The sequence below is a fragment of the Chryseobacterium bernardetii genome, from assembly GCF_003815975.1.
Lineage (GTDB): Bacteria > Bacteroidota > Bacteroidia > Flavobacteriales > Weeksellaceae > Chryseobacterium > Chryseobacterium bernardetii.
This window is the reverse complement of sequence record NZ_CP033932.1, coordinates 1261653-1284763: the sequence shown is the minus strand read 5'-3', so window position 1 is coordinate 1284763 and position 23111 is coordinate 1261653. Positions and strand designations below refer to the sequence as shown.

Annotated in this window: 17 protein-coding genes; 6 read left to right on the top strand and 11 right to left on the bottom strand. The window is 38.5% G+C overall.

Annotated elements, in window-relative coordinates; genetic code table 11:
- The first annotated feature begins 1 nt into the window (after position 1).
- Both EG339_RS06045 and EG339_RS06040 read left to right on the top strand, forming a co-directional pair.
- Complete coding sequence (locus EG339_RS06045; RefSeq protein WP_123869324.1) at positions 2-2551, top strand: beta strand repeat-containing protein; 2550 nt, start codon at positions 2-4, stop codon at positions 2549-2551.
- Between the two features lie 6 nt (positions 2552-2557).
- On the top strand, positions 2558-2968 hold the full coding sequence (locus EG339_RS06040; RefSeq protein WP_123869323.1) for a hypothetical protein: 411 nt from the start codon (positions 2558-2560) through the stop codon (positions 2966-2968).
- A gap of 108 nt (positions 2969-3076) precedes the next feature.
- On the opposite strand, the gene EG339_RS06035 is transcribed toward EG339_RS06040, so the two are convergent.
- Positions 3077-3511 carry an META domain-containing protein gene (locus EG339_RS06035; protein ID WP_228458814.1) on the bottom strand — a complete coding sequence of 145 codons (435 nt, stop codon included), beginning with the start codon at positions 3509-3511 and terminating at the stop codon, positions 3077-3079.
- Positions 3512-3597: 86 nt separating this feature from the next.
- Between EG339_RS06035 and EG339_RS06030 the strand changes: the two genes are divergently transcribed.
- Positions 3598-5805, top strand: coding sequence for a S46 family peptidase (locus EG339_RS06030; RefSeq protein ID WP_123869322.1), 2208 nt, complete (start codon positions 3598-3600; stop codon positions 5803-5805).
- A gap of 75 nt (positions 5806-5880) precedes the next feature.
- Positions 5881-6357 carry a YdeI/OmpD-associated family protein gene (locus EG339_RS06025; protein WP_123869321.1) on the top strand — a complete coding sequence of 159 codons (477 nt, stop codon included), beginning with the start codon at positions 5881-5883 and terminating at the stop codon, positions 6355-6357.
- 17 nt (positions 6358-6374) lie between these two features.
- On the opposite strand, the gene EG339_RS06020 is transcribed toward EG339_RS06025, so the two are convergent.
- The 3 genes from EG339_RS06020 to EG339_RS06010 all read right to left on the bottom strand — a co-directional run bounded on the left by EG339_RS06020 (position 6375) and on the right by EG339_RS06010 (position 11970).
- Positions 6375-6656: a hypothetical protein gene (locus EG339_RS06020; RefSeq protein ID WP_123869320.1), complete on the bottom strand. Its 282-nt coding sequence runs from the start codon at positions 6654-6656 to the stop codon at positions 6375-6377.
- A 126-nt stretch (positions 6657-6782) separates the two neighbouring features.
- On the bottom strand, positions 6783-9890 hold the full coding sequence (locus tag EG339_RS06015) for a non-ribosomal peptide synthetase family protein (protein ID WP_123869319.1): 3108 nt from the start codon (positions 9888-9890) through the stop codon (positions 6783-6785).
- 544 nt (positions 9891-10434) lie between these two features.
- Positions 10435-11970 (bottom strand): YifB family Mg chelatase-like AAA ATPase, encoded by a 1536-nt coding sequence (locus tag EG339_RS06010; protein WP_123869318.1) that lies wholly within the window; start codon positions 11968-11970, stop codon positions 10435-10437.
- 385 nt (positions 11971-12355) lie between these two features.
- Here EG339_RS06010 and EG339_RS24460 point away from each other — a divergent pair, with 385 nt between their 5' ends.
- Both EG339_RS24460 and EG339_RS24455 read left to right on the top strand, forming a co-directional pair.
- Positions 12356-12670, top strand: a complete 315-nt coding sequence (locus EG339_RS24460; protein ID WP_228459709.1) for a siderophore-interacting protein — start codon at positions 12356-12358, stop codon at positions 12668-12670.
- An 8-nt stretch (positions 12671-12678) separates the two neighbouring features.
- Positions 12679-13116 (top strand): siderophore-interacting protein, encoded by a 438-nt coding sequence (locus EG339_RS24455; RefSeq protein ID WP_228459708.1) that lies wholly within the window; start codon positions 12679-12681, stop codon positions 13114-13116.
- Positions 13117-13276: 160 nt separating this feature from the next.
- Here EG339_RS24455 and EG339_RS06000 read toward each other — a convergent pair whose 3' ends face one another.
- The 7 genes from EG339_RS06000 to EG339_RS05970 all read right to left on the bottom strand — a co-directional run bounded on the left by EG339_RS06000 (position 13277) and on the right by EG339_RS05970 (position 22889).
- Entirely contained in the window at positions 13277-14242 is a 966-nt protein-coding gene (locus tag EG339_RS06000; RefSeq protein WP_123869317.1) for a T9SS type A sorting domain-containing protein, read from the bottom strand.
- A gap of 44 nt (positions 14243-14286) precedes the next feature.
- Positions 14287-15696: a porin family protein gene (locus tag EG339_RS05995; RefSeq protein ID WP_123869316.1), complete on the bottom strand. Its 1410-nt coding sequence runs from the start codon at positions 15694-15696 to the stop codon at positions 14287-14289.
- Complete coding sequence (locus tag EG339_RS05990; protein WP_123869315.1) at positions 15689-16255, bottom strand: RNA polymerase sigma factor; 567 nt, start codon at positions 16253-16255, stop codon at positions 15689-15691. Before EG339_RS05990 ends, EG339_RS05995 begins: the two co-directional genes overlap by 8 nt.
- 95 nt (positions 16256-16350) lie before the next feature.
- Entirely contained in the window at positions 16351-16926 is a 576-nt protein-coding gene (locus EG339_RS05985; RefSeq protein ID WP_123869314.1) for a DUF4840 domain-containing protein, read from the bottom strand.
- A 253-nt stretch (positions 16927-17179) separates the two neighbouring features.
- Complete coding sequence (locus EG339_RS05980) at positions 17180-18595, bottom strand: efflux transporter outer membrane subunit (protein WP_123869313.1); 1416 nt, start codon at positions 18593-18595, stop codon at positions 17180-17182.
- A complete protein-coding gene (locus EG339_RS05975) occupies positions 18582-21740 on the bottom strand; it encodes an efflux RND transporter permease subunit (RefSeq protein WP_123869312.1) in 3159 nt (1052 codons plus the stop codon). Before EG339_RS05975 ends, EG339_RS05980 begins: the two co-directional genes overlap by 14 nt.
- A gap of 30 nt (positions 21741-21770) precedes the next feature.
- Entirely contained in the window at positions 21771-22889 is a 1119-nt protein-coding gene (locus tag EG339_RS05970; RefSeq protein ID WP_123869311.1) for an efflux RND transporter periplasmic adaptor subunit, read from the bottom strand.
- Between the last annotated feature and the right edge of the window lie 222 nt (positions 22890-23111).

Below are 23111 nucleotides of genomic sequence, written 5' to 3'. Positions count from 1 at the left end.
CATGAAAAAAATATTATTAATGTTCTGGATTCTGTCCGGCCTCTTTATGGGGCTTTCACAGGCTCCTGAAAAAATGAGTTATCAGGCAATTGTAAGAAACGGATCCGGACAGTTGCTCATCAATCAGGGGATCGCGATTAAGATAAGCTTATTACAGGGATCCCCGGCAGGAACACTTGTCTACTCTGAGCGCCTTACCGGAAATACAAACGCCAACGGCCTTATTAGTCTGGAAATAGGAACAGGAACGGTATTATCAGGAGTATTTTCTTCTATTGACTGGACTTTGGGAAACTATTATTTAAAAACAGAAACTGATCCTTCAGGTGGAACAAACTATACCATAGCAGGAACCAGCCAATTATTAAGTGTTCCCTATGCCTTTTATGCAAAATCTGCAGGAGGCGTTGGAGGCAGCTTTACCATTCCATATGCTAATACTGTAAATAATGCTTCTACTCTATTTTCATTAACAAATGATGGAGACGGAACCTCTTTAGAAGGAAATAACAATACAACAACACCCAATATTGCTGCGGTGAGAGGAATTGTTACCAGTACTTCTCCAGGAGGGTTTTCTTCTGCCGTACGAGGGATCAACAACGGGACAGGAGGACTTGGTGTAGGTATTTACGGTAGCCAGGCCGGAAGCGGATGGGGCGTATACGGAGTAACCCCTAATGGTTTGGGGGTATATGGAAACGCCAGCGCTAACGGAACCGGGGTTTATGCCAACAGTAATACAGGAACAGGACTTACAGCAACCAGCAACAATGGAATTCCTGCGAGCATTTCAATATTCAATAATGCCAATAACAATAATGCCCTTAGTGTTTCCACTGTAGGAAACGGAACCGCCGTAAATGTTACAACAACGGGAAATGGTGCTGGAGTAAGAAGTTCCACAGCAAGTGGCTTTGCCATTCACGGAATGACAAGTGCCCAAACGTCTGCGGGCGTTGTGGGAGATAATAACGGAGGCGGTGAAGCAGTGGTTGGGAGAACAACCAGCGATATTGCCGGAGCTGTAGTAGGACGAAACGATGGGGGCGGATACGGTGTAAGAGGATTTATAGCAACCAGTACGGCAGGAACAGGAATTGGTGTTTATGGACAGGTAGGACTGAATAACAGTACAGGACGTGCCGGTAGATTTGAAAATTTCAATAATACAAATACTGATGCTAATACTTTTGAAGTGGCCTCTAACGGAAATGGAAATATCCCCGATAACACGAAAGGAAATGCTGCTTCTTTTCTGCTCAATAACACCAATAGTGTTGGGGCTGCTGTAAGAGGAGAAGTAAACACTATTTTCGGAAACTTTGGCGCTGCTGCCATCTTCGGGGTTTCTTCAGGAACAGGAGGACGTGCCGGATTATTCTACGCGTCCAATCCTTCCGGAAACGGAGCCTCTTTAATTGCACTCACAGATGGAAATGGAAATGCTATTACCGCCAATGCAGGAAAAGACGGAAATGGAGTGGAAACCAATATTGATGGTGCAGGAAATGCTTTATATGCCTGGGTACCCACTTTTTCTACCGGAAGAGCCGGCAGATTTGAAATTTTTAACGAAAGCAATACAAATGATGTAGTAACAGTAAAAACTGTAGGAAATGGCATTGCGGGAAATTTCAAGGTTGACAAAACAACCGGAACCTCTGCTGCAGTAAAAGGAGAAGTCAATTCACAGTTTGCTAATTTCGGAACGGCAGGTGTTTATGGTCTTTCTTCAGGAACAGGAGGATATGCAGGACTGTTCTATTCCAGCAATCCCTCCGGCAACGGACCTGCATTATTAGCTTTATCCGAAGGAACAGGAAATGGGATTACAGCTAATGCAGGAGGAAGCGGAGACGGAGTGGAAGCCACAGCAGATGGGACAGGTAATGCAATTTTTGGCTGGATTCCTAATTTCGGCACAGGAAAAGCAGGCAGGTTTTCCAACTTCAATACCAGTAACAGCCAGCCGGTACTGTTCGTAACCAATTCGGGCATAGGATCTGCTTTATCTATTAACCATACCGGTTCTTCAGGAGATATTGCCATTTTACAAAATGCGGGATCAAATGTTGCGAGAATCAACAAAGCAGGAAGAGGTTTTTTCAACGGAGGTACACAAAACAGCGGTGCAGACGTTGCTGAAGCATTTGATGTCAATGGAAAAATTTCTGAATATGAGCCTGGGGACATCCTTGTTATCTCAACAGAAGCAGACAGAACTGTTGAAAAATCTTCAGCTCCTTATTCTACCCTTGTTGCGGGCGTGTATGCTACAAAACCTGGTGTTCTTCTTACGGAAGAACATATTGATACTGATATTTCCAATAAAGTTCCGATGGGAGTCATAGGTGTAATTCCCACCAAAGTATGCCTTGAGAACGGAAAAATAAGAAGAGGAGACCTTCTGGTAACCTCATCCAAAGCAGGTGTTGCAATGAAAGCCAATATTAAAAAGGTGAAAATAGGACAGGTCATTGGAAAAGCTCTTCAGGATTATGACCAAAAAGAGATTGGAAAAATACAAGTATTAGTCAACATAAAATAAAACGTTATGAAAACAGCATATATCATCCCATTATTCTTCTTAAGCACTCTTATGTATGCTCAGGAAAATAAACAGTCTGCTTCGGCAGAAGATCAGACACAGGTATTGAAACAGATTAAAGAGCATGAAACAAAACTGATGCAGGATGCTAAAGAAAGAATAGAAAAACAAACAGTCCATACAGAACTTACTTCTGACCAAGGGCTGGAAGTGAAAAAACAGGAGCAAAAATCTAAATCAGCCAATACCTCAGGACTGCTTCTTCCCAATACAGCAACATTAGAAGAAATAAAAAGAACAATTCCCAACAGACAGGCATCTCATAATACAATAAATTCTAGGAACACAAAAACAATTACAGGACTTCCCAACACGGCTACTTTAGAAGAAATAAAAAAGACAATCCCAAAAGACTGATAACCCTAAAAAAACTAATAATCTCAAAAAGCTAATAACCAAACTAGATTTTTCAAACAAAAGAAGTCCGCTCATCAGCGGACTTTTTATATTTAACAATAGATACAGTTAATCCCAATCTGCAGCTACAAATTTCATTGTGTTTCCCTGATGATCAGATAAAGTAAGAAAATGTCCTTCTACGGAATATTTTGTCATAGTTTCAATCTTTTTCTGGAAAGAGTTTTCCAGATTCATATCCTGACAGGCTTTCATGGTACTTACTCCCTGGGAAATCTTCAATTTTCCCCCGTTTTTAAATTCAGATGTAAAAGACATCTGATTACAGCCCATGTATGCACTTCCTTGAATCTTACCTTTTTCCATCTTTCCGGTCAGGTTCATTTCTGCTTTCTGAGCAATCAGCTGATCTTTAGAAAAACCATCGAATGAAATCAGCATCCACTGTCTCTGAATATGAGGATTTTTATCTGGTACTGCAGAACAATTGAAAACAAGTCCCAGGAATGAAATGGCAAAAAGGGAAAATAGTATTTTTTTCATGCGGATTATCATCCCATTTTCATACCAACCCGGGATAGAATCTCGTAAAAATTAGTAAATTAGCGACACAAAAATTATTTTATAAAATGAAAAGACTATTTCTACTATTCACTTTCTTGCTGAGTTTTGCTCAGATGAGGGCGGATGAGGGGATGTGGCTGCTTATGCTCATCAAAAGACTTAACGGTGTTGATATGCAAAAAGAAGGTCTGCATCTTACGCCTGAAGAAATTTACTCGGTTAACAATTCCAGCTTAAAAGACGCTATCGTAAGTTTTGGCGGTTTCTGTACTGGGGAAATTGTTTCTGATAAAGGACTTTTATTCACGAACCACCACTGTGGTTATGGAGCTGTTGCTGCCGCTTCTACTCCTGAAAAAGATTATCTGAAGAATGGTTTCTGGGCCATGAAACAGAAAGACGAGTTCAACGCAAAGGATCTTTATGTAAGATTTTTAGTAAGAATGGATGATGCGACTCAAAGAATCACATCCAAACTAAACAACAACATGACCGGAGCAGAGAGAAAAGCTGTTATAGATGCTGAAACCAAAGCAATACAAACAGAAAACTCTGAAAACGGAAAATATACTGTAGTAGTAAAGGATTTCTTTAACGGAAATGAATTCTACTATTTCGTATACCAGGATTACAAAGATGTAAGATTGGTAGGAGCACCCCCTTCATCATTAGGAAAATTCGGTGGTGATACTGATAACTGGGAGTGGCCAAGACACACTGCAGACTTCACTGTTTTCAGGGTATATGCTGATGCTGCGGGAAATCCTGCTGAATATTCTCCAAGCAATGTTCCAATGAAACCTAAGCACTTTTTACCGGTTTCTCTTAAAGGAGTTAAGCCTGGCGATTTCTCAATGATTCTTGGATATCCTGGAAGAACCAACCGTTACCTTACTTCTTACGGAATCCAACAGATGGTAAACAAAGACTACCCGGCTTGGGTTGAAGCTTCCAAAACAGCAATGGATGTCATGAAGAAGTATATGGATAAAGATAAAGCTACTCAGCTTAACTATGCTTCTCAATATGCTTCAGTAGCGAATTACTGGAAAAACAGACAGGGAACGATTGATGCTGTTAACAAAAACGGAACGATCTCTGACAAACAAAAGATTGAAGATATTTACAGAAAATGGTCTGCAATGCCAGGGAACGATGCTTATGATGGTATCTTAGAAGACATTGATGTTTATTATAAGCAGGTTTCTGACAGAAATGTTGAAAGAAACTATGCTACTCAGTTCTCAAGAAACGCTAAATATATCTCTCTTGCTTTACAGGTAGGTTCTGTTTTAAAAGCTTATGCCGCTCAGGATATGCAGGGAAGATTAGCGATGAAAGCTAAAACTGAAGCAGCTATTAAAGCAGCTTATGAAAATTTCAGCCCTTCTTTAGAGGGTGAAATGCTTGCTGCAATGACAAGCCTTTACCAGGCAAGAGTAAAAAACACTGAAGTCGCTTCTGCAACAATCTTGGGATTAGATGCTAAAACAGTTTCTAACCTTGCTTATTCTTCTATTTTTGCCAACAAGACTTCTGCTACGAACTTCTTGTTAAATCCGGATGCATTAAAGCTTGATGCTGATCCACTTTGGAAAGCAGCAAACGGTATTGTTGCAGACCAGAAAATGAGCACTGAAAGATTTGTTAAAGTTGATGACAACTTTGCAAAAAACAGCCGTCTATTCCTTGCCGGGTTAATGAAAGCTATGCCTGAAAAGAAATTCTATCCGGATGCTAACTCTACAATGAGATTAACTTACGGAACTGTAGATAAACTTCCTATCAGAGAAGACAGAAACTACTTCGGTGTTACTGATAATTATTATACAGACATGTCCGGACTTGTTGGAAAATACAAGAAAGGTGATGAAGAATTCGATCTGCCTCAAAGAGTGATTGACCTTTATAACCTTAAAGATTTCGGGCAATATGCTGATGCGAAAGGATATATGCCTGTAAACTTCCTTTCTAACAATGACATCACAGGTGGAAACTCTGGTTCTCCGGTAATTGATGGAGACGGAAACCTTATTGGTATTGCATTTGACGGAAACAGCGAAGCATTAAGCGGTGATATCGTATTTGAGCCTGAGTGGCAGAAAACCATCAACGTAGACGTTCGTTTTGTTCTTTGGACTATTGATAAATTTGCTGGTGCTAGAAGATTAGTTGATGAATTAAAGCTTGTAAGAGATGCGAATACTCCGGCTGATACAAAAACTAAAAACTCTGGGACTACAACAATGCCTAAGAAAACAAAGAAAAAATAATCTTATCTGATATATTTTGAAACCGTGAAAGTAATATTTCACGGTTTTTTTATTTTTGAATACTAAAATATGAATATGAATTCTCAACCTATATTATTCACAGCTACCATAAAGCAAAACGGAGAAATGAATGCTGCTTTTGTAGAATTCCCATTTTCAACAGAAGAGCTATTCAATAAAAAGGGCCAGGTAAAAATTAAAGCCACATTCGATGGCAAAGTTGAATATCGTGGAAGTTTAGCTAAAATGAAGTCTGGCTGCCATATATTAGGATTAACTCAAGATATCAGGAAACAACTTGGAAAAACCTTTGGAGATGAGGTTTCTGTTTCCCTTATTGAGGATAAGGAAGAGCGAATTGTTGAGGTTGCTGACGATATTTTTTTAGTATTTAATGAAAATCCAGATGCAAAAATATTATTTGACAAGATGAGCTACACCCACAAAAAGGAATACATCCGCTGGATTGAAGATGCTAAAAAACCCGAAACAAGAGAAAACAGAAAAGCTAAAATGATTCAGATGATTCTGGAAGGAAAAAAAGGAATATAAGCCCCTTTGCTTCCCTATTATATTTTTATTTCTGCTTCTAAAAACTGTTTTCCTCCTCCGTTGGTAACAGTTAGAAATCCATCGTAATGAGCAACCCTTACCCCAAGATCATTAATTACTTCTTTAAAATAACCTCCTTTTTCTTTGCCATTGATCTGCCATAAAAATTCTGCAGACTGCCCTTTTTGGTTTTGAAACACCAATGAATTCAACTTATCTTCAACTCCTGATGATTTAAGATCGATCACTGCACTTTCATTGGCCACAAAATTTTTAGCCAATACCCTAGAATTATTCATTTCCTGTTTTTTTATAACGTTTATCTTAAGGCAAAAATCATAGTATATAGCGACAGAACTCGACGTATTATTTTAAATAAAAACCAGACGGAAATCCGCCTGGTTTTATCTAACAATTCTCAGAAGTTATGATATTGAAAGTCCAAGATATTGCAAATATGCATCCAGTATCTTTTTATCAAATACAGGCTCTTTAATACCTGAACCTTTCAAGAATTGAATGACATTGGAGCAATCCCACACATAAGTATTCTGGTACAATTCAACTGTAGATAATCCTTCATGCATATTATCCCTGAAAAGACTGGTTAGTGGATATAACCTGTTTTTACTGTCATCTTCCCATTGCTTTCTCCATTCTTTATAAGGAAGGCTTTTCAGGGTAAACGGATAATGCTTCTTCATAAGTCCGAAGAAATCCTCTAAAGTAAGGTTGGTTTCCGGGCTGGCAATAAGATTGAACTTCTTCCCTACCGCTTCTTTATTTTTTGTAATATAAGCCATAGCCCGGGTCATATAATCTACCGTGATTAACCCTTCTCTTAATTCCGTTAAAGCTGGATAAGATTGGAATTCCACACAGTTTTTCACCAGTCCCGACCACCATTGATATGGAGCACTTGCTCCTGTTTCACTGTGGCACATGGCATATCCTAACCTGTAAGTAATAACCGGCAATCCCTCTTTTGCTGCCAGATCTGCAATAGCTTCCATTACCCATTTGCTCCTTACATAGCCAATATCTTTGCTTACAGACATCAGGTTCTGAGCAATATCATCAGATTCCAGCATTACTGTTTTCCCGGTGAAAATATGCCCCCAGCTATAAACTGATATTGTAGACAATAATGCCAGGCATTTTGTTCTTTCTGCCCCTGCAAGCTTTATAATTTCTCTCAGTCCTTCTACATTAGGTGCTTTCATATAGGAATAAGGTTCTATGAAATTTACTGAGCTTCCGGAGTGGTAAATCAAATCTGTTCTTTCGGCCAGCATTTTGAACGTTTCTTCTGAAAGACCTAATGATGGTTGTGCAAGGTCGCCAATTACAGGAATAATTCTTGTCTTCTGCTCTTCTTTCTGCGGAATAGCAAACTGCTTATAACAACGATCAATTTTCTCTTTAGCATGAAAATCATCCTCAGCTCTCACCAGGCAATAAATATCAGCACCGGTAGTATCCAAAAGTTCCTGTAAAAGATGAATCCCTACAAATCCCGTAACTCCTGTTAAAAAAATAACAGACGGATTTTCCAATTGCTTGGGATCAAACCCTCCGGCAAATACAGTTCCCGGTGCGAGATATACATCCTGCTGTAACTCTACATAGGGCTCTACATCTTCTTTGGCGGCCAATTCTCTTGCTTCTTTAGATCTGGCTATCAAGACTTCTGAAAGATGCCGCAATACGGGATATTGATAGAGATCCCTCAGATATACTTTTACTTCAAGCTTTCTTTCCAATGCTACTGCCACAATGGCAACCAAAAGGGAGTTTCCCCCTATATCAAAAAAGTTATCTGTAATATTAATAACAGGACGTTCCAGTTCTGTTGACCAGATGTCTGCAATAATCCGCTCTGTTTCATTAGTTGGTGGTTCAAAGGAAACCAAACCTTCAGCTTCCTTATCCGCAAGATCTCTTAAAAAGCTGACATCTGTTTTACCATTGGCTGTAAGAGGAATTTTATCTATAAAAATAATCTGGGCAGGAATCATATATCCAGGTAACTCTTCTTTCAACAAAGTTCTGACAGCAGTACTATCTTTTTCAAAGCCTGTCTTGGCTACAATAAAAGCGATGAGGTATTTATTGTTGCCTGCCGTGTCTTTTGTAATAACAATTGCCTCCTGAACGCTTTCCTGTTGACTTAGAGTACGCTCTATTTCCCCCAATTCGATCCGGAACCCTCTAATCTTTATCTGATTATCTATCCTCCCTAAAAACTCAATTTCTCCATCGGGAAGCCATTTGGCCAGATCTCCGGTTCGATATAGTTTTTCTTCATTTTTAAAAGGACTAACAATAAACTTATCTTTGGTTAGCTCTTCATTATTAAGGTAACCTTTAGCCAAAAGACCACCGCCGATATATAATTCTCCAATAGCACCTACTGGCAACAATTCCTTATTTTCTCCTAAAATATAGGCTTTGGCATTCGCTATAGGCCTGCCTATTGAAGATATGTATTTACCCTCTACATCTTTAACTTTCCTAAACGTAGCATATACTGTACATTCAGTAGGTCCGTAATAATCTATGAGTTCATAACTTAATTCTGTAGTAAGTACCGGCTTTAATTTTTCACCCGCTGTGAAAAGATATTTAAGTGACAGATCATTATAATTTTTTGTTTTATCTATAAAAGACGGAACAAGAACTGTTGGTACGAAGCCATGGGTAATATGGTTTTTACGGAAGTATTCTACCAAAGCAGAAGCATCTGTTCTTTCTTCATTCTCAGCAATAAAAAGTGTAGCTCCTGAAGTAAGCCCTGACCAGGTTTCCCACACAGAAATATCAAAAGCCAGACCTGCAACAAGGCTTAGCTTCGAGGTATGATCAACATGGAAATGATAATTATGCCATGTTACCAAATGTTGAATGGCAAGATGAGTAATCATTACTCCTTTAGGTTTTCCTGTTGAGCCGGATGTATAAATGGTGTAAGCCAACATATTTTCATATATCCCAGCTTCAGGCTGATGCGAAGGAAAAGCTCCCAGATCACTCATTGTATCCAACTGAAACACTTCAGTTTTTCCATTTTCTGACAATAGTGAACCCAACTGACGGTTGGTGACCATCATTGAAGCCATGGTATCTGAAATAATATACTCCACTCTTTTTACAGGATATGCAGGATCAACAGGAACATATGCTGCTCCTGTTTTTACAATTCCAAGAACTGCTACAGCCCACTCCAGAGAGCGATCAAGCCAGACAGGAACAAACATATTTTCTTTTATCCCTTTGTCTATTAAGTGATTGGCCAGCTGATTACTTCTTTGATCCAATTCTTTATAAGTTATTGCCTGATCTTTATATACTGCTGCAATATGATCAGGATGAATCTCAACCTGTTTTCTGAAAAGAGACACCAGGGTTTCTTCCTGCTTGTAATCCCAGCCTGTTTTATTGAATTCATTTAAAAGTTTTTCCCTGTCTCCTGATGACAGCAAAACGGCAGCCCCCAATGATTGGGTTTCTAATGTTGATGTTGAGTTTAGCATTGTAATATGTAATTTGGTTAAAGTTTAGTTTCCTATAATTTCTCTCCCTGCATCACCTCCACATAACCTATTGAAAATATAATACTTACATTATTATTAAACTATAAGAATTAAGAATATAACAGGATGTAAAGTATAAACACAATGATGAGATCAATGTGTAATAACAGTAGATTTTTAGATGGTAATTAAAGAAAAGCTCAGATGATCCGTTCAGTGAACAGAACTATAAATAAAGCGATGCATTATTTATTACGCTCAAAAGAATATTGATTTTCTTATCTCTGGTTTATTAAAACCAATTTGTTAATTAAAATTCATAATTAAATATGTTTAGTGATTTGATAATCAAAATTAACATAATAAACCCTATGAAGTGTTACATAATTATCATATCATCCCACACAATGAATAAAAAACAACAGTATGAATTACAATACAGTACATAAAAAAAATATAGTATAATACCCAACAAAAAAAATTACTCTCAGAAAAAAGACCAAGAGTAAAACTTTATAGAATCAATAATATACTGAGACTGTTGCTAAGCATTCCAGAATTCTCTGTCTAAACTTCTGTATTGTATGGCTTCAGAAATATGATGGGAACAGATGTTTTCAGACGCCTCAAGATCCGCAATGGTCCGGGCAACTTTCAGAATTCTGTCATATGCTCTGGCAGAAAGGTTAAGTTTTTCCATAGCCAGCTTAATAAGATTAAAAGAGGTTTCATCCAATTCGCAGAATGCATCAATCTCCCTGGGACCGATCTGAGCATTACTACTGATATTAAGGTCTTTATAGCGTTCATTCTGAATCTCTCTTGCTCTCAGAACCCGTTCCCGGATGTCTTTACTTTTTTCACCTTTTCTTTTTTCTGAAAGCTGCTCAAATTCTACTTTCTGCACTTCAATATGAATATCAATCCTATCTAAAAGCGGCCCGGAAAGCTTATTCATATACCTTTGCATTTCAGAAACAGAAGAGGTATTATTAGGATCATCAGGAAAAAAACCGCTCGGGCTTGGATTCATAGAAGCTACCAGCATAAAACTTGCAGGATAATTAACGGTAAACCGGGCTCTTGAAATTGTCACTTCACGATCTTCCAAAGGCTGCCTCATTACCTCCAGTACTGTTCTTTTGAATTCCGGCATTTCATCCAGAAATAAAACGCCATTATGGGCCAGTGAGATTTCTCCCGGCTGAGGGTAACTTCCCCCACCAACAAGTGCTACATCTGAGATAGTATGATGTGGGGATCTGAAGGGCCGCACAGTCATTAATGAAGATTCTGTACCCATTTTTCCTGCTACAGAATGTATTTTTGTTGTTTCCAGCGCTTCTTTCAGGGTTAATGGAGGTAAAATACTTGGTACTCTTTTGGCCAGCATGGTTTTTCCGCTTCCGGGAGGGCCTATGAGAATAATATTATGGCCGCCTGCAGCTGCTACTTCCATAGCTCTTTTAGCCGTTTCCTGCCCTTTAACTTCTGAGAAGTCAAACGGAAAATCATTAATTTTTTCATGAAATTCTTTTCTGGTATCCAGAATTACCTTTTCAATAGGTTTTCCTTCATTAAAAAAATCAATAACCTGCTTTATATTTTCTACTCCGTATACATCAAGGTCGTTAACAATAGCTGCTTCCCTTGCATTCTGGATAGGTAGAATAATTCCTGTAAAGCCTTCTTCCCTAGCCTGGATCGCAATGGGTAATACTCCTTTGATAGGCTGAAGACTGCCATCCAATGAAAGTTCACCCATAATGATATAGTTTTGGATTTCGTCTGCCAGAATCTGATCTGAAGCAGCTAATATTCCAATCGCTATACTCAAATCATAAGCGGACCCTTCTTTTCTGAGATCTGCAGGCGCCATATTGATGGTAATTTTCTTTCCTGGGATTTTATATCCTACATTTTTCAGAGCAGCAGAAATCCTGTAACTGCTTTCCTTGATAGCATTGTCAGGAAGTCCTACTAAATGATATCCTACTCCGCCGGTGTCTACATTTACTTCAATAGTTATCGTCTGGGCTGCAACGCCATGAATGGCACTTCCATAAATTTTAATCAGCATGGTGCGTTTTTGAAGTAAAAATAATTAATATACTATTTTAAAAATCTGACAGTTACGCTGATAATTTTCTACATAAAAAATGATTTCGAAAATGATTTTAAGGAAATTGGCTATTTAAATTCAGGTCAATTCTTAACAACTTCAATTAACAACAAATAAAGAGTCAGGTATTTACAGCAAACCACTGACCTGTGATACTGCCATACGCTCATCAAACTTCATCAGCACACTATCATTATAAAAGAAAATCAATCTGGCTCCAAAGTTTTGACCATTACTTATTTTTTTTGACTCAGATCAAAGTTTTGCTTTTTTAAGCATTCTAATTTTGCAGCAATAAATTAAGCACAAAATAAGAAACACAAATACCATAAAATTAATCATAATGAACTCAACCGAAACAAAAAAAATACGTTCAGTGTTTCATGTGAAACATAAAGAATATATCAGCCCCCATTTTATCAGGGTTATTTTCGATATTAATGATAACCAGGCAGAAATGCTGTCCAATGTAAAATCAGGTTCAAATAACAAGATATTTATCCCTACAGATGAGACAGATATAAAAGAAACCGTAAGAACCTATACCAACAGAAAAATTGATCTCGAAAACAGGGAACTGAGCATTGATTTCGTAGCACATGGAGATAATGGTCCCGCATCCGCATGGGCATTAAAGGTACAGAAAGGTGATTTTTAAGTATTGGTATGAAAGAAAGTACAAGACCATTGGTTCCTGAAGCAAATTTTTATCTGCTGGTAGGCGATGCCACTGCTTTACCCGTTATCTGTGCTATTTTAGAACAGTTACCTGAAGGAGTAAATGCAAAAGTACTTATGGAAATATTTGGAAAAGAAGATGAAATACTCTCCTGCTCAGCTGCTAATGTAGATATTGAATGGCTTCATAATCCGGCACCGGAAAGAGGAAGCCAGCTTGCAGAAACGGCCAAACAGTTTAAATTTCCGGAAAACGAGCAGAGGAAATATGTGTATGTAGCAGCAGAATATTCTACAGTAAAAGAACTTCGGGATTATTTCAAAGCTGATGCATCTCTTGATTCCCGTGCCCTATATGCCGTGTCTTACTGGAAAGCTGGAGAATCGGAAGATCAGGCCGGGATGAATAAAAAACAATCATCTTAGAGTCTTTTTAATCCTGGATCAAAGTTTTTACTTCTTTGATAACGGAATTTTGTAACCTCTTAAAACTACTCACCTAAGTTGATACAAAATAAAATCGGCACAAAACAAATTGTGCCGATTTAACCACTATTAAAAACTAACGAAAAGATTATTTAATCCTTTATTTCTTTATCAATTTATTTTTATAAACTTCGCCTTTAACACTTTTGGAAATGACAATATAATTTCCTGGTATCAAATGGCTTACATCAATAGCTTGTTTGTATTGATGGCCGTTTTTCTTAAGAACCAGTTTTCCGGACATATCCATAATGGCAATCTCTTTATATTCTTCTGATTCTTTTCCGATATAAAGAAACTGTGCTGTGGGGTTGGGGTATATATTTAATTTGTTTTCCTTAGGTTTTACAGTTTCTCCTGTTCCTAAGTTCCCACAGAAATCCCAGTTACCATATTCCAGTTTTACAAAAGCAAAAGGGTCTAACATCTGGCACTGATTGGGGCAATATTCTGTACAGGCATAGAAACCATATTCTCCTGGCTCAGAAGTGGTGAAGGTATCTCCAGACTGATTAGGAACTACACAAGGATCTCCTGTAAATGGTGCCATAGTTGTCGGCACACATTTGAACCAGGTATGAGCGCCATATACTAAAGGAAAAACATCCTCAAACGTTACTGGTGCCTCATTACATACATGGGCTATTCCACCGTCTACAATTTCATAAGTTCCCGGAATAAAGGTAGAAATCATAGCGGGAAGGCCGTAAACATATCCATCTGCCATTACTGCCGGGCTTTCTGCTGTACAATCTCCTTGTGTCACTTCTACTTTAAAATAATACAGCTGGTCATTACCATTAATTGTCAGCTGTTGTGAGGTAGCTCCGGGAATGGCTTCCCATGGGTTGTTATTAGGAGTCTGCCATGTCCATTCCTGTTTGTACCACTGATAAGTGGAATAGGTTTGTGTAGTGGAGAGTATTTCATCTTCACTCTCACAGAACAGGATCTTATCTGCGAATAGAGCTCCTAATCTTGGACTGGTAATGGTAGGGGTGCACTGCGCCTTTATATTCAGAAGGTTGAACAATAAAAATGCTAAAAAAATCAGTTTTGCTTTCATATATATTGACATTTAAGTTGATTTCTATTTAAAAGTCATCAGCATTAATCAATCAACAATCTGATCCCGAATTTCACATTAAAATGCAGGGGTTTTTCCTTATAAATGGTATTGGGAGAGTTTTCATCTTTAAAATGATAGCCTATCCCGGGTTCTGCATAAATACCCAACCTGTTTACTACCTTCATCTGTAGCCCAACTGCTGTATTCACTGAAAATGAAAGCGGTTTATGATCCAATTTTTCCTCCGAAGTTTCTTTTACCTCATCATTTACTACATAACTTGTTGTAATACTTCCTGATACAGATTTTTCTACCAGTGCTCCTCCTGTAACATATCCTGTAAATCTCCCTTTCTGAATGATATTATAGTTAACCTGAACAGGAATTCCGATATAGTGAACTTTCTGTTCTCCTTTAATATAATTATCACTGCTTCCGGAATGAAGCTCGGAAGCCAGCTTGGTATAATTCAACCCCGTTCCTATCCCCCATCTTTTACCTAAATTATAATACACAGACAGTCCGAATGTTACCGGAACTTTATGCCTGATTCTTGCTTCTACAGGCTTGTTTTGGTTGGCCAGCAGTATTTGTGTCAAAGGATCTTCTACATATTCAGACGCTGTCCATACCTGCTCAAAGCTCAGTGGTTTCCCGCTTACAGAGGCATAACCATGAAACTGCTGCTCAGCAGAATTGGATGATGCATTTCCTGTAAGCATACTTAGCATCCATTTTTTTTCAGATACTGGCTTTATATTCCTGCCTTTGGTATTATCTGCATATTTTCCAGGCAGTTCTTTTACCACTCTATTTATCTCATTTTCAACATCTTTATTCTTTACATTGTTATTAGCTAAAGGCAGTTCATTAATCTTATTCTCTTCAGGAACTAAGATGCTTTGCTCTAATTTAGCTGTTGGTATAACTTCCTGAATGTTTCCGTTATTTTCTGATTCTTTTCCTCCTGCCCTTTCAAACTTTGCCTGTTTCATATTTTTAACAGAATGATACATTGTATTAAAATCATTCCTAGCTAAAGAAATATCGGCCTTTGATTTTTTCCAAATCTCCTTACTCTCTTCCCGTTCTGCATTGTTCAAAGGCAGATCTGTATCTGTTCTTTTATTACTTTTATTAGGACCTGATATGCTCTCTGAAAGTGTATTCTGATTTTCTTCAGGTACTATTTTCATTATCATAAAGATTAAAACAGCTGCAGCAGCAATACCCCCAATACGATACGGCCAGAATTTACCTCCAACATTTGTTTCCCCTACCTTTTGTTCTTTATTTTCAGCATCAATTGCAGGAATAAAACCTGTTATCAACTTATTATCCTCTTCTTCTGAGAACAGTTTATCTCTGATGTCATCCCACAATCCCTCCGGAACCTCTTCTTCATGGTTCTCCATTCTGCTGCGCAGGTTATTGAGCCACTCGTTATTCATATTGTGCTTTTTTTGACATTTTAAATTCCTTTATTTTCTGAACCAGCAGTCCTTTTGCACGGTGGAACTGTGATGCTGAAGAATTTTCTGCAATTCCCAGCAGCAATGCAATTTCCTTATGACTTTTCTTTTCAAATACATAGAGGTTGAAAACAGTCCTGTATCCGTCCGGAAGAGACTGGATCAATCTCATAATATCGTCTTTCGGAATTTCCTCAAAATCAGGTTCTTCTTCATTGGGGAGATCAGGAAGATCATCTACCTCAACAGAAGATCTAAAGTCTCCTTTCCGCCTGATATGCTTCAGCGATTCATTCACTGTAATACGGGTAATCCATGCTCTCAGAGAGCCATCTCCTCTATATTCAAATGATTCTATGGAACGGAACATCTTAATAAAACTATTCTGAAGTACATCATGCACATCTTCTTTTTCATTGATATACCGGGAACATACATAGGACAGATTTCCTGAATAAGCCCCAAAAAGCTCCTTCCAGGCGGCTTCCTCCTTCTGCAGAAGGCGGCTTACCAAAATCTGTTCTTTACTTTCTCCCATGTACTGCTCCAGTATACGATATATTAATTAAAATTTTAAAGCAAAAAATAGATTGCATCGTATAAATACAATCTATTTATAGTAATAACCATTAATTAATATTTTACACAGAACGGAAAATTATAATTAATCGTTTCATAAGGGGCAAGTACTGTACCGTCTACGGTAATTTTCTCTGCAGTCAAAGCAAATCGCAATGAGCCATCCATCCCTACATAAAACCCTTTCTGTTTAGCAACCATTCCTACCTCTGCTTTTTTAGTTCCACCTTCTACAGGAATCAGTACTTCCAATGGTTTAGGAGCTAAAGATAGTTCTACTACATTGCTGGCAGCATTTAAAGAAGCAGTATATTTAATTTCATACTTCACCTTTCCTATAGCTTTAATGGCTGCTTCCGCTTTTAACGGGTCTTTTATTACTGTTTTCACAATTTCATCCACCGGAAATTCTGAAAACATGATCGTATCTTTTTGGGCTTTAAAATTTTTTATTTTTTCTGTTTTGCTATCTCCTTGTATGGTAATGAGCCGCCCTTTATAGTTTCCATTCACATCTTCCAGTGTTACCGGTCTTATTTCCGGACCATCTACACTGCAGGAGTATAAAGTAACTCCTGTTAGTACAATTAAAATAGCTGTTAAAAATTGAGATACTGTAAATTTTTTCATTGCATTATTTTTTCATTAAACATTAATTATTCCGAGTACTCATTGATATAAATCTTCTTTTCCGGAAATCTTGCATCATTTTTTTCAAAAAAAACAAAAAAATATCTAACTAACTGATTTTATGGATATAAAAAAACAACATTTACTTACAAATTAATATTTTAGTGATTTAATTGAATATATTTCAGTATTATACAATAAAAAAGAAAGCTGCCAATGCAGCTTCCTTTACTTTACTGTTTATTAATTACATTTACTGTACTCCACCACCCAAAGCACGGTAAAGATCTACCTCAGCATTTAACCTTTCTAATGTTACATTAATGGCTTCCAGATCATTCTGCAGTTTATTGTTCTGAGCTGTAATCACTTCAAGATAAGTTGCCATTCCGCTTTTATATAGCTTCAGGGCATCACCGATTCCTTTGTCTAAGATAGCTGTTCTCTGTTCCAAAAGCTGCAATCTTTCTGAAGTTCCCTGCGTTCTTGCCATAGCATCAGAAACTTCTCCTACAGCTGTCATTACAGCCTGTTTAAAATTAATAGCCGCTTTTTCCTGTTCAATTAGGGCGGTTTCATAGGCGGTTTTCAACTCTTTTTTCTGAAAAATAGGGGACGCTAAATTAGCTGCCACCGCTTTTGTAATGGACCCCGGAATATCGAACCATGAGTTGAATTTGTTAGAATTGACTCCAATCTGCGGGCTCAAGCTGATACTTGGATACATTGCAGCCTTCGCAAGGCCTGTTTTTGAATTCAGGCTTATCACATTGAACTCTGCCATCTTCAGATCCGGCCTTCTGCTTAATAATTGTGCAGGAAGTCCTTCTGAAAGTTTATTCTCAGGAATCATCGCTTTAAGGTCTCCTGATCTTTCAATCTTTGCCGGGTATTCTCCGCAAAGGATACTCAATGCATTTTCCTGAATAGATATATTCTGCTTAGCCAGAGGAATCAAAAGTTCTGCAGTTTTTTTCTGCGCTTCGGATTGCTGTACAGCTAAGGAGTTAATCTGCCCTGCCTTGAACTGAAGATCCATCATTTTAAGGGTATTGCTGCTTAATTCAATATTCTGCTCTGCAATTTTCATCTGTTCATCAAGACTGAGCAAGTTATAGTAAGCCTGAGCCACCTGAACAATGATCCTGCTCTTTACAGCATTCAGGTTTTCTTTTTGTGCAAAGTATTCTGCCGCTGCAGATTCTTTCTGCATCTTTGCTTTTCCCCAGATGTCTACTTCCCATGTAAGCCTCAGGCTGGCACTGAAATCATCTATATGTGTTGTTCCCGCAAACTGCTCATTGAGCGATCCGTTAAGTGTATTTTTGGATGCCCAGCTTCTATTGGCTCCTGCATTGAGATCTAATGTCGGAAGAAGGGATAACTTAGCCTTTTTATACATAAGATCAAGCTGCTCTATATTTTTCAGGGCAACATTCACTTCATTATTTCTGCTTAAGGCTTTATCTATTAAACCAATTAATTTAGGATCCTTAAAAAAAGTTCTCCACGGAAGTACCACGGTATCTCCTGTTACCTGCACGGATTCTTTATAAGTTTCCGGCACCTGAAGATCTGTTCTTGCATAGGGCTTTCCCACGGCGCAAGATACCAGTATAGAAGCCATTGCACCTGAAATAAGGAAATTCTTTATCTTAAATATTCTCATTGGTCAATTGATTTTGGATTACAGGATATTTCTTTTTGGATGAAAATTTCTCATCCAGATATTGGAAGAACATATACAGAACAGGAATTACAAATACTCCTAAGACTACTCCGCTCAACATTCCTATCGCAGCACTCACACTAATGGATTTGTTTCCTGAAGCCATTCCTCCTGTAGAAATCATCAACGGAATCATCCCTACAATAAAGGCTAATGAGGTCATGATAATTGGACGTAACCTAGCCTTTGCTCCTTCCAGTGCAGAATCCAGAATGGAAAGTCCTGATTTTCTTCTCTGAACGGCAAATTCTACGATAAGGATCGCATTTTTAGCCAATAGGCCGATAAGCATGATTAATCCTACCTGTACATAGATATTATTATCCAGACCAATTGCTTTGATGCCCAGGAATGCCCCTACAATTCCCGTTGGGATGGAAAGCATTACTGCTAAAGGAAGAATATAACTTTCATATTGTGCTGCAAGAAGCAGATACACAAAGAGTAAACACAATCCAAGGATTACAACCGTTTGGTTTCCTGCTGATTTTTCTTCCAAACTTAATCCGGTCCATTCATAGCTGTAGTCGGAAGGCAGTTTATTCAGGGTTGGCTCAATTTTATCCATCAGGGCACCATTACTTATTCCAGGTTTTGGTACCACGTTAATATTCAAGGAATTGTAAAGGTTATAGCGCTGAACGGATTCCGGGCCATATACTTTTTTCAAAGTGATTAGAGTATTTGCCGGAACCATTTCACCTTTACTATTTTTCACGAAAATATCATTGAACGCCTGTTCATCCATTCTGAAAACACCGTCAGCTTTGATATTCACTCTGTAGAATTTCCCGAATCTGGAGAAATTCTGAGATTGGTCTCCTGAAAAATAGGTCTGAACCGATCCTAACAAGTTGGAAATACTTACTCCTAACTGTTTGGCTTTGTCTTCATTCACTTCAAGCTCCAGCTGCGGATAATCTGCCCTGAACATGGTGTAAGCATAAGCTACTTCAGGCACCTGCATCAGTTGTCCGATCACATCATCAGCTTTAGCTTTTAGGACCTGAGGGTCTCTACCCATACGATCCTGAAGTACGATCTCGGCGTCATTGGTTACTCCATATCCCTCTACCGGTGGCATTCTGAAACTCATTACGCTTCCTTCTTTGATAACAGACAGTTTTCCGTTAACAATATTCATAATTTCGTCAATATCCTGCACAGCCCCTCTCTCTTTTTTAGGCTTTAATTTCACAAATCCCATTGCATATGCCGGCCCGGCACTGTTACTTAGGAGGTTAAACCCTGTAATGGAAGTATTTTCCTGAACAGCATCTATCGTTTTTAGGATCGCATTGATCTTATTGGATACTTCCGTTGTTTTTGTCAATCCGGTTCCCGGCGGCATGCTCAATGAATAGATGAAGAATCCGTCATCTTCCATTGGAACGAAACTTTTAGTTGTGCTGGACATCAGCCATGCGGAAAGTCCTATAATTCCGGCTACCAATCCTGCTGCGATCCATTTTTTTCCAATTAAGAATCTTACTCCTTTTGCATAACGCTCTGTCATGTTATTGAAGCCTGCATTAAAGGCAACGGCAAATCTCTGCCCGAACCCTTTTGCCTTTCCACCTTCCTCAGTATGGTGGTTTTTCAAAAATACCGCACATAAAGCTGGTGTTAAAGTAAGGGCATTTACCGCAGAAATAATAATTGCAATAGCTAATGTATAGGCAAACTGCTTATAGAATAATCCTGCAGAACCGGACATAAATCCAATTGGAATAAATACGGCTGACATCACTAATGTAATGGAAATAACAGCTCCTGTAATTTCACTCATCGCTTTGTGGGTAGCATCTCTTCCCGAAAGATCTGTTCCTTCCATATTACTGTGAACTGCTTCTACCACTACAATTGCATCATCTACAACAATTCCGATCGCCAGTACAAGGGCAAACAACGTCAATACATTAATTGTAAATCCTAATACCAGAAGGAAGAAGAATGTACCGATAATAGCAACCGGAACGGCAATGGCCGGAATAATAGTAGACCTGAAATCCTGTAGAAAGACAAATACGACAATAAATACAAGGATAAATGCTTCTATCAATGTAGATTTAACCTGTCCTGTTGCTTCATCCAGTCTTTCCTTGGTACTCATAACTTTGGTATATTTGATACCCGGCGGGAAAGATTTTGACAACTGATCAATCGCTTTGTTTACACCTATTTCAATTTCATTGGCATTGGATCCTGTTGTCTGCATAATGGCAACTGTAACCGCGTTCTTGCCATTGGAAAGGTTATCCCCACTGTTATTGATGGAACCAAATTCTACCCTGGCAACATCTTTAAGCCTGATAACATTGGTTCTGTCATTTTTAACGACCATATTTTCATATTGTTCCGGCTTATTCTTTTTTCCTTTGTACCGGATTACGTATTCCAAAGCTGCATCCGATTCCTCACCCAGCTTTCCGGGAGCAGATTCTAAACTGTGATCTGCAATGGCACTGGAAACATCAGCTGGCTCTAACCCATAAGAAGCCATCTTCTGCGGATTAAGCCATATCCTCATAGAGTAATCCTTAATTCCAAAGATCTGTGCCTGCCCTACTCCTTTTACCCTTTTAATCTGTGGGATAAGGTTGATATTGGCAAAGTTCTGAAGAAAGGTTTCATCATATTGTTTATTATCTTCAGTATAAATATTGAAAATCAACACCATACTGTTCTGCTGTTTGGAGGTGGTAAGCCCCATTCTTACCACTTCCTGTGGCAAAATCGGTGTGGCCTGCTGTACTCTGTTCTGAACGTTTACTGCAGCCTGATCTGCATTTACCCCCTGTTTGAATATAACAGAGATGGTAAATGTTCCGTCATTACTTGCCGTGGATTTCATGTAGCTCATGTCTTCTACCCCGTTAATCTGTTCTTCCAGAGGGGTTACTACAGAACGGATCACCGTTTCACTGTTTCCACCCGGATAAGAGCCTGAAACCGTAATGGTAGGTGGAGAAATGTCCGGGAATCTGGTCACTGCCAGCTGGTTTAATCCTATGATCCCCAAAATGACAATGATAAGGGATATTACCGTTGCCAATACCGGACGGTCTATTATCTTTTTTAACATTTTTGAATTTTCTAAGAATGATTATAAAAATTATTTCGAAGGAGTTACTTTAGCTACAACCTGCGCTCCGTCTGTAAGAGCGTCTATTCTGTTAACAGCAATCTTATCTCCTGCACTCACTCCTGTCTTTACAAAGTAATCCTGCGAAGTGCTTCCTGATACTTCAATCTGTGTCATTTTCACCTTGTCTTTACCTTCCAGCTTATACACGAAGAATTTATCCTGAATATCTTTTACAGAGGTTTTAGGGAGTTTCACCACGCCATCCAGCGCATTGTAAATCATGACTCTTGCTGTTCCTCCTGATCTTAATAATTTATCAGGATTCTGGAAAACCGCTTTCATCTGGATACTTCCCGTATTTCTGTCGAAATTCCCACTTGCATTTTCCAGTCTTCCTTTGAATCCATATGTAGAGCCATCTGCTAAAATAAGTTCTACATTTTCAGCACTTTTTCCTGAAGCTGCAGCCCTGCTATGGGCAATAAAATCGGCTTCGTTCATGGAGAAGTAAACATTTACACTGCTGATGTTGGAAAGAGTTGTTAATGGTGATGCATCTGAAGGGCTGATGAGGTTTCCTACCCTGTTAGGAATTCTTCCAATATATCCGCTTACCGGTGCTTTGATGTAAGTAAAGTTCGCATTGATCTTTGAAGAGCCTAATGAAGACTGTGCCTGAGCTACCTGGGCAGATGCTGCCTTTAAATTGGCCTGAGCGGTTTTAAGCTGCATATCAGAAACCACTTTTCCTTCTACAAGAGGTTTTAGTTTTTCAACTTCGAGCCTTGCTGTTTCCTGTGCTGCCAAAGCAGATTTCAAAGCGGCTTCATTGGTGTTTACCTGCTCATTGTACACGGCCGGATTAATTCTAAACAGCGTTTGTCCTTTGCTGACAAACTGCCCTTCTTTTATATATACAGCTTCCAGATATCCGGTTACCTGAGCCTTTATTTCCACATTATCCTGCCCTTCTATACTTCCGGGATATCCCGTTGCTATGTCTTCATTCCCTGTGGTCACCTGAATAAAATCGGTAGGAAGTGCCACTGCCTGCTGAGCATTTTCCTGCCCGTTTCCTGAGCCGCAGGAGTACAGTATTGCTGCAGCCGTAAGTGAAAGTGCCAGATATCCTTTTCTGTAATTCATAACATTTGTTTTTAAATTTTACAGCAGCAAAATAAGCTTATATAATAAGGATGTTTATCTAAAAATAAAGTGAAACGTAATTAATCGCAGATGAAGCGTACGATACTAAAAATGAAAGGAAAGCAGCTATTTTCGCCGTTCAGAACGATAAAAAGGCACTTTTTCGTTTTAATATTTCAAAAATACGGTTGAGGGTTAAATTTATACGCCTCATAATTAAAA